Source organism: Nocardiopsis lucentensis DSM 44048 (assembly GCF_000341125.1).
GTDB lineage: Bacteria > Actinomycetota > Actinomycetes > Streptosporangiales > Streptosporangiaceae > Nocardiopsis > Nocardiopsis lucentensis.
Genome location: NZ_ANBC01000794.1, coordinates 1 through 2373 on the forward strand (window position 1 = coordinate 1; position 2373 = coordinate 2373).

The 2373-nt window shown below is 71.8% G+C and carries 2 protein-coding genes; one reads left to right on the forward strand and one right to left on the reverse strand.

Annotation, left to right across the window (positions count from 1 at the left end):
• The coding region (locus tag D471_RS0127740) for an FAD-dependent oxidoreductase (protein WP_026128138.1) at positions 1-1256 on the reverse strand (1256 nt) is incomplete at its 3' end.
• A 93-nt stretch (positions 1257-1349) separates the two neighbouring features.
• Between D471_RS0127740 and D471_RS36580 the strand changes: the two genes are divergently transcribed.
• Positions 1350-2249: a helix-turn-helix domain-containing GNAT family N-acetyltransferase gene (locus D471_RS36580; RefSeq protein ID WP_040691624.1), complete on the forward strand. Its 900-nt coding sequence runs from the start codon at positions 1350-1352 to the stop codon at positions 2247-2249.
• The last annotated feature ends 124 nt before the right edge of the window (positions 2250-2373 follow it).

A 2373-nucleotide genomic window follows, 5' to 3' on the forward strand; every position in this document is an offset into this window, starting at 1 on the left:
TCTGAGGCGTCGGACAGGCCGGACCCGCCGCACACCCCGGTCTCGGGCAGGACCAGCTCCACCCGGTCGGCCGCCTCGTGGTCACCCGCGACGCGCGCGGCGATACTGCGCACCTGCTCGTATCCGGTCAGGGCCAGGAACGTGGGAGCGCGGCCGTAGGACTTCATCCCCGCCAGGTAGAAACCCTCCTCGGGATGGGACAGCTCCTTGGCTCCGTGGGGGTAGACCGTACCGCAGGAGTGCACATTGGGGTCGATGAGCGGGGCCAGTTCCACCGGGGCCTGGAGCGTCGGGTCCACCGCCAGCCGGATCTCGGAGAGGAACGACAGGTCCGGGCGGAACCCGGTCAGCACCACCACCTCGTCCACCGGATCCAGCGGCTGTCCGTTCCCGTCCACCAGCACCGGGCGCCCGTGCTCCGAACGGACCTCGGCGGCCCGGAAACCGGTGACGACCCGGATGTGCCCGGCCTCGACCGCCGCCTTGGCCCGCAGGCCCAGGGCCCCGCGCTCGGCGAGCTGGTCGGCCTCTCCGCCTCCGAAGGCGTCACCGACCTCACCCCGGCGCAGCACCCACACCGCCGTGGTTCCGGGCTCCTCCTCAGCGAGCGCGGCGAGGGCGACGATGGTGGTCAGAGCCGAGTGGCCGCGCCCCACCACCGCCGTGGCGCGGCCCGCGTGGCGGTCCCGCACCCGCGGATCCGCCAGGTCGGGGATCCGGTAGGAGATCCGCGCCCCAGCGGTGTCCTCGCCCAGGGCGGGCAGTCCGTCGGCGCCCAACGGATTCGGCGAGCCCCACGTCCCGGAGGCGTCCACCACCGCACGCGCCAGGACGCGCTCCTCGCCCCCCTCGGTGCGCACCCGTACCGTGAAGGGCTGCTGTTCCCGAGCCGCGTCGACGACGCGATCCCTGCCCAGACGGCTGACCCCGGTCACCTCGGCGCCGAACCGCACCCGGTCTCCCAGCGCCTCGGCCAGCGGAACCAGGTAGGACTCGACCCACTCCCGTCCGGTCGGGTAGACATCGTCGGCCGGACGCCGCCAACCGGTACCGGTGAGCAGCTTCTCCGCCGCCGGGTCCACCAGGTCGCGCCAGGAGGAGAACAGACGCACGTGGCCCCACTCGGCGACCGCCGCCCCGGCCCGTCCACCCCTCTCCAGGACCAGCACCGGAAGATCCCGCTCGACCAGCTCGGCCGCCGCCGCCAGCCCGGCGGGCCCCGCGCCGATCACCACTACCGGAAGCTCTACGGTCATGACACACCCTTCCATCGATGAGCATCTATGCAATGAGACTCTATCGACGCGAATCAATGGATGCAAGCATCGATATGCGTCGATAATGAGGGTATGAGTATGTTGAGCGCGCAACGCGATGCACACGTGCTGCCACCCGCCGACGCCGAGACCTACGCCGCCTGGTTCGCCTGCCTGGCCGAACCCATGCGCGTCCGACTGCTGCACGCCATCGCCACCGCTTCGGGGCCGATCAGCGTCGGAGAACTCGCGAAGTCGGTGGACATCCGCCAGCCCACGGTCTCCCACCACCTGCGCAAGCTCGCCGACGTGGGCTTCGTGACCCTGGCCAAGGCGGGCACCACGACCCAGGTGGTGGTCAACCCGACCTGCTGCACGGGCCTACCCCACGCAGCCGACGCCGTCATGGGCATGCTCAACGCCCGCCCCTGCTGCCCCACCGACCTGCCCCCCGGTGTCACCACGCGCGCCATGACCGACACGGACCTGGACGCGGTGCGGGAGATCTACGCCCAAGGCATCTCCACCGGCCACGCCACCTTCGAAACCGAGGTCCCCGCGGCGGAGAGGTTGAAGAACACGTGGCTTCCCGGGCACCGCTGGGTCGCCGAGGCCGACGGACGCGTGATCGGGTGGGCCGCCGCCGCAGCCGTCTCCCAACGCGAGGCCTACGCCGGGGTGGCCGAGACATCGGTCTGCGTCGCCGAGGGCGCCCGCGGCCGGGGAGTGGGCAAGGCACTGCTGCACCGCCAGGTCACCGAAGCCGACGCGGCCGGGATCTGGACTCTGCAAACGTCGATCTTCCCCGAGAACCGCGCGAGCCTCGCCCTGCACCACCAGGCGGGCTTCCGCACCGTCGGCGTGCGTGAGCGCATCGCCCGCCAGCGCGACGCATGGCGCGACACCGTTCTGCTCGAGCGTCGTCGTCAAACCGACGGCGGTGCGGCCGACGACGCACACCGCACCACGGACTCCGGCTGTTCGAACTGCTGAACACCGCGTACCCGCACCTGCGGTCCGGGCCGGCGGCGACTTCGGCCCCGGCCCGGCGGACGTCCGTTCGAGACGCTCTAGTGCTGTGGCCGGAAACGTTCGCCCGGGTGCTCTCACGCCGCGA

Excerpts from the sequence above, each read along its gene's own strand:
- D471_RS36580 (WP_040691624.1), top strand. The coding sequence starts at position 1,350 with ATGAGTATGTTGAGCGCGCAACGCGATGCACACGTGCTGCCACCCGCC.